A 5,323-nucleotide genomic window follows, 5' to 3' on the forward strand; every position below is an offset into this window, starting at 1 on the left:
CCATAGCAACGATGCGCGCGGCGTAACGCAAACCGTCGATCCGGTAACGGGAACACCATTCGACGCCGACGGCAATCCGGTCACACGAGCAACGCCGCTGGCAAAGGCAACCGGCAAGGAAGTCGGCTTGCGCCTGAACGAGCTCCTGCCCGGCTTGCAGACGTCGCTGTCGTTATGGCGGCTGGACCTGGCATCGGAACTGGTCTTCGTCGGCGATGCAGGCACTACGGAGGCAGGACGCCCCAGCCGGCGCACCGGCATCGAGATCGCGAACTACTATACGCCGGTGCCTGGCTGGATCATCGACGCCGACCTTGCCTGGTCGCGCGCCCGTTTCCGGGATGCGGACCCTGCCGGCAACCACATTCCGGGTGCGATTCAGCGCACGGCTTCCATCGGGATGACTGGAGAACAGGGGAAATGGTCGGGCGGCCTGCGCCTGCGCTATTTCGGCGGACGGCCGCTGATCGAGGACAACTCGGTACGATCGGGCTCGTCCACTCTGGTCAACGCCAGGCTGGGCTACGCGGTCAGCAAGGATGTGAAAGTGGTGGCCGAGGTATTGAACCTCTTCAACCGGAGGGTAAGCGACGTCGATTATTTCTATGAATCACGACTGGCCGGCGAGGCGGACGCCGTGAGCGACATTCATACCCATCCGGCGGAACCCAGGACGCTGCGGGTCGGCCTGGTAATGAAGTTTTAACTGGCGCCACCATGCAAGGTGGCCGGAGCGGAAAATCTTGCGATTCAGCTCCCGGCCACCATCATGCTTTCGATCAGGATGGAGCCGGTTTCCTTGTTGCCGCGGATGATCCGGTCCGCGCCGATGGCAACAATCTGCCGGAACATTGCCTTCATGTTGCCGGCGATCGTGATTTCTTCCACCGGATACTGGATTTTGCCGTTCTCCACCCAGAAGCCGGACGCGCCGCGTGAGTAGTCGCCCGTCACGTAATTCACGCCCTGCCCCATCAGCTCGGTCACGAGTAGTCCGGTGTCGAGTTTTTTCAGCATCCCCTCGAAATCATCCTCCTCGGACGCCGCCGTGGAGCGCAGCATGAGGTTGTGCGACCCGCCGGCATTGCCCGTCGTCTTCATGCCAAGCTTGCGTGCGGAATAGGTCGACAGGAAATAGCCCTGCACCATGCCGTCCTTCACGATATCGCGCCGGCTGGTTTTCACGCCCTCCTGGTCGAACGGCGACGAGCCTGCCGCGCCGGGAATATGCGGGTCCTCGGTAACCTGGATATGCGGCGCAAATACCTGCTGGCCGAGGGAATCGAGCAGAAAGGTGGACTTGCGGTAAAGCGCACCGCCCGATATCGCCTGCACGAATGCGCCGAGCAGGCCGGCAGCCAGCGGCGCCTCGAACAGGACCGGGCATTTGCGGGTATCGAGTTTGCGCGCGTTCAGGCGGGCAAGCGCGCGTTCGGCGGCATAACGGCCGATGGCCTCCGGTTCGGCCAGCCTGGACGGATCGCGCATCGACGAATACCAGCTGTCTCGCTGCATGTTTGCCCCCTTGCCGGCGATCGGCGCGACGGACATCGTATGCCGGGAATAGGGATAACCGCCGATGAATCCATGTGAATTGGCCGACACGAAGTGCGACTGCTGCGCATGCACGCTGGCGCCTTCGCTATTGGTGACGCGCTTGTCGACCGCGAACGCGGCCGCTTCTGCACGCTTTGCCAGCTCGACCGCTTCTTCGGTGGAGATCCGCCATGGGTAGCACAGCTTCAGGTCGCGCGGCGACATCTCCAGCGTATCTTCGTCGGGCAGGCCGGCACAGTCGTCCTCCGCCGTGAAGCGGGCGATGTTATAGGCCGCCTCCACCGTATCCATCAATGACTGCCGGGAAAAGTCGGATGTGCTGGCATTGCCGCGCCGGACATGCCCATCGCCGCCCAGGTACACGGTCACGCCCATGCCCTTGTCCTTGTTCTGCTCGATGGTTTCAATCTTGCCCTTGCGTACCGACACCGACAGACCATTTCCTTCGTTGATTTCGACCGCCGCATTGAATGCGCCTTTTTCCCTGGCGAAACGTAATACGTCCTCTGCGATCTGTTTGAGCTGGTCTTGGGTGTGGGTAAATACAGGCTGGCTCATGGGCGCGGTCTTTGGATAGCTTTTAAAACAGTTATCATAGCAGTCGTTTACCGATTCGCTCTTAGCGTTACTCAATCATGCCAAATCCCAACCGAGGTGCCTGCGGGTTCCAGTCCAACGAATTCGAGCAGGAATACGACCGCCCATCCAAGTCTCAACTGAAACGCGAAATGACGGCGCTGCAGGAGCTCGGCGAAGAGCTGATCGCCCAGCCGAAGGATCGCGTGCTGCGCGTGCCGTTGCCGGAGGATGTGCGCGAAGCGATCCTCGAATGCCAGAAGATCAAGGATCACGAAGGCCGTCGCCGCCAGACGCAGTATGTCGGCAAGAAAATGCGCACGCTGGAAGAAGACGAGATCGCCGCCATCCAGAAGATGCTCGACAGCTGGAAAGGCGCATCGAAGGCGGAAACCGCCGCCATGCATGCACTTGAACGCCGGCGCGACAAGCTGCTCGCAGACGACAAGGCCCTGACCGATTTGCTCACGAAGCATCCGGAAGTCGATGGACAGCATCTGCGCGGCCTCATCCGCAATGCCCGCAAGGAGCAGGCGGAAAACAAGCCGCCGAAAGCCTACCGTGAAATCTTCCAGATCCTGAAACAGCTGGCCGCGCCCACTTCACCCGAATCGAGCGATACGCATGACGAAACCGACGAGGACTAATCCCGACGAACTCCTGATCGGCCTGGTGTCGATTTCTGACCGCGCATCCAGCGGCGTGTATGAAGATCAGGGCATACCTGCACTGCGCGACTGGTTCACTACGGCGCTTGCCAGTCCGTGGAAGATGGAAACCCGGCTGATACCGGATGAACGGGCCGCGATCGAGAAGGCACTCATCGAACTGGTGGATGAAGCCGGTTGCGACCTGGTTCTCACGACCGGCGGAACCGGTCCGGCGCGGCGCGATGTCACCCCGGAAGCAACGCTTGCCGTTTCCACGAAGGAAATGCCGGGATTCGCAGAACAGATGCGGCAGATCAGCCTGCGATTTGTTCCGACGGCAATCCTGTCGCGCCAGGTCGCCGTGATACGCGAGACGCCCGATCACGCGGCGCTCATCATGAACCTGCCCGGCCAGCCGAAGTCAATCAAGGAGACGCTGGAAGGCCTGAAGGATGCCGATGGCAAGCAACTCGTCGCCGGCATTTTTGCCGCAGTGCCCTACTGCATCGACCTGATCGGCGGCCCGTATATCGAGACCGATGAGGCAGTGTGCAAAGCCTTCCGTCCGAAATCCGCCATTCGCAGCCGCTGAGCGGCCGCACACAATTTCACCCCGAACACATCACCATGACCAAGCTGCTTGAAGCCATACAAATCGACACCGCCCCCAATCCACCCGTTTCCGTCATCTGGCTCCATGGCCTGGGCGCCGACGGATCGGATTTCGTGCCCATCGTGCGCGAACTCGATCTATCCGGTTGCCCTGCGATACGCTTCATCTTTCCGCATGCGCCGACCATGCCGGTCACAATCAATAACGGCTATGTGATGCGCGCGTGGTACGACATCATCGGTACCGACCTCGCCAAGCGGGAAGATGAGAATGGGCTGCGCAAATCGCAGCAGGCGGTGGAAGCGCTGATCGCGCAGGAGAAGGAACGCGGCATTCCCGCCGACCGGATCATCCTCGCCGGCTTTTCGCAGGGCTGCGCAATGACCTTGCAAACCGGCCTGCGCCATCCTGAAAAACTGGCTGGCTTGCTATGCCTGTCGGGCTATGTACCGCTTCATGCCACGCTGGAAGCGGAGCGGCATCCTGCCAACCAGGACACACCGATCTTCCTTGCGCACGGTCGTGGCGATGCGGTCATCCCCATCGACCGCGCGGAGAAGTCGCGCGACGTGCTGAAGTCGCTTGGCTATCAGGTCGAATGGCATGAATACATGATGCCGCACTCGGTTTGTGCGGAAGAAGTGGACGACATCAGCACATGGCTGAAACGCGTGCTCGCCGGCAAGGCCGGTTGAGAAAATCGGGAATACCGCCGGCGGTCACGATGACATCGACCGGACGGCGGGGATACAGGCAGGAATGAAAATGCCGCGACAGATTCGCGGCATCGCGGCTACTTGAAAACCACTGTCTTGTGGCCGTTCAACAGGATCCGGTGCTCGACGAACCACTTGACCGCACGGGCCAGAACCACGCATTCCACATCGCGGCCTATCATCGTCAGGGTATCCGGCTCCATCGCATGGTCCACCCTTTCCACGTCCTGCTCGATAATCGGCCCCTCATCCAGATCGCCGGTGACGAAATGCGCCGTTGCGCCGATGAGCTTCACGCCCCGTTCATGCGCCTGGTAGTACGGCTTGGCGCCCTTGAAACTCGGCAGGAAGGAATGGTGAATGTTGATTGCACGCCCCTTCAGCGCATCGCACATCGTCGGCGACAGAATCTGCATGTAGCGCGCCAGCACCACGAGGTCGATGTCGTTTGACTTGACGATTTCCAGCACCCGCTCCTCCTGCGCGCGCTTTGCCTCCGCGGAGGCTCCGGCTGCCAGCGGCAGGTGGTGAAACGGAATGTTGTAGCTTGCGGCAAGCTGGTAGAAATCGGTGTGGTTCGACACGATCGCCGGAATCTCCACCGGCAGCAGACCGCTCTTGTAGCGGAACAGCAAGTCGTTCAGGCAATGCCCGATCTTCGACACCATCAGCATCATGCGCGGCTTCTTTCGCGCATCGTGCAACTGTGCATTCATCTGCATGCTGGCGGCGAGCGAGCTGAAATGGTCGCGCAGCGTCTGATCGCTCACTGACGCATCCTCCGCCGAGAAATGCACCCGCATGAAGAAAAGCTGGGACTGCGCATCGCCGAACTGTGCGGAATCGATGATATTGCAGCCATGCTCGGCGAGAAAGCCGGATACCCGATGGACGATGCCGCGCTGGTCGCGGCAGGACAAGGTAAGAATATATTCTGGATACGTCATGTTGTTGGCTCGATGTCGGCATGTGCCGAAGCGCGGTATTGTCGCATGGCTTGCGGGCATAAACAAAAACCCGGCCGCGCGGGGCGCAGACCGGGTTCAAATAATGGTGTGGGACGAAGCCGCGACAACCGGATAGCAGGCGAAACCCCGCCGGCGTCCTTCCCCAGACACCGGCGACCTGCATGTTCGGATTTTTATTGAAGCACTACTGATTACCGAAGCGGTCGATCAGCCAACCTTGGCGACAGTCAGGTTCTTCGCCGC

6 protein-coding genes are annotated in these 5,323 nt (G+C 60.5%); 4 read left to right on the top strand and 2 right to left on the bottom strand.

What is annotated here, in order from left to right:
• Window positions 1-706: TonB-dependent receptor domain-containing protein (locus tag V7080_RS23715; protein WP_334190845.1), on the top strand; the 706-nt coding region annotated here is incomplete at its 5' end.
• A gap of 44 nt (window positions 707-750) precedes the next feature.
• Here the strand turns inward: V7080_RS23715 and pmbA are convergent.
• On the bottom strand, window positions 751-2,115 hold the full coding sequence (gene pmbA, locus V7080_RS23720; protein ID WP_334190846.1) for a metalloprotease PmbA: 1,365 nt from the start codon (window positions 2,113-2,115) through the stop codon (window positions 751-753).
• Window positions 2,116-2,192: 77 nt separating this feature from the next.
• Between pmbA and yjgA the strand changes: the two genes are divergently transcribed.
• From yjgA to V7080_RS23735, 3 genes are read left to right on the top strand one after another with little or no spacing between them, the layout of a single operon-like run.
• A complete protein-coding gene (yjgA, locus tag V7080_RS23725) occupies window positions 2,193-2,780 on the top strand; it encodes a ribosome biogenesis factor YjgA (protein WP_334190847.1) in 588 nt (195 codons plus the stop codon).
• Window positions 2,758-3,375: a molybdopterin adenylyltransferase gene (mog, locus tag V7080_RS23730; RefSeq protein ID WP_334190848.1), complete on the top strand. Its 618-nt coding sequence runs from the start codon at window positions 2,758-2,760 to the stop codon at window positions 3,373-3,375. Before yjgA ends, mog begins: the two co-directional genes overlap by 23 nt.
• A 35-nt stretch (window positions 3,376-3,410) precedes the next feature.
• The gene (locus tag V7080_RS23735) at window positions 3,411-4,091 is read left to right on the top strand and encodes an alpha/beta hydrolase (protein ID WP_334190849.1); all 681 of its coding nucleotides are present in this window, start codon (window positions 3,411-3,413) and stop codon (window positions 4,089-4,091) included.
• Between the two features lie 98 nt (window positions 4,092-4,189).
• Here V7080_RS23735 and purU read toward each other — a convergent pair whose 3' ends face one another.
• Window positions 4,190-5,059, bottom strand: coding sequence for a formyltetrahydrofolate deformylase (gene purU / locus V7080_RS23740; RefSeq protein ID WP_334190850.1), 870 nt, complete (start codon window positions 5,057-5,059; stop codon window positions 4,190-4,192).
• Between the last annotated feature and the right edge of the window lie 264 nt (window positions 5,060-5,323).

This window comes from Noviherbaspirillum sp., from assembly GCF_036846085.1.
Classification (GTDB): Bacteria; Pseudomonadota; Gammaproteobacteria; order Burkholderiales; family Burkholderiaceae_D; genus Noviherbaspirillum.

What these genes read in the sequence shown, in the direction of transcription:
- mog (WP_334190848.1), top strand. Translation starts at nt 2,758, where the DNA reads ATGACGAAACCGACGAGGACTAATCCCGACGAACTCCTGATCGGCCTG.
- yjgA (WP_334190847.1), top strand. Translation starts at nt 2,193, where the DNA reads ATGCCAAATCCCAACCGAGGTGCCTGCGGGTTCCAGTCCAACGAATTC.
- purU (WP_334190850.1), bottom strand. Translation starts at nt 5,059, where the DNA reads ATGACGTATCCAGAATATATTCTTACCTTGTCCTGCCGCGACCAGCGC.
- V7080_RS23735 (WP_334190849.1), top strand. Translation starts at nt 3,411, where the DNA reads ATGACCAAGCTGCTTGAAGCCATACAAATCGACACCGCCCCCAATCCA.
- pmbA (WP_334190846.1), bottom strand. Translation starts at nt 2,115, where the DNA reads ATGAGCCAGCCTGTATTTACCCACACCCAAGACCAGCTCAAACAGATC.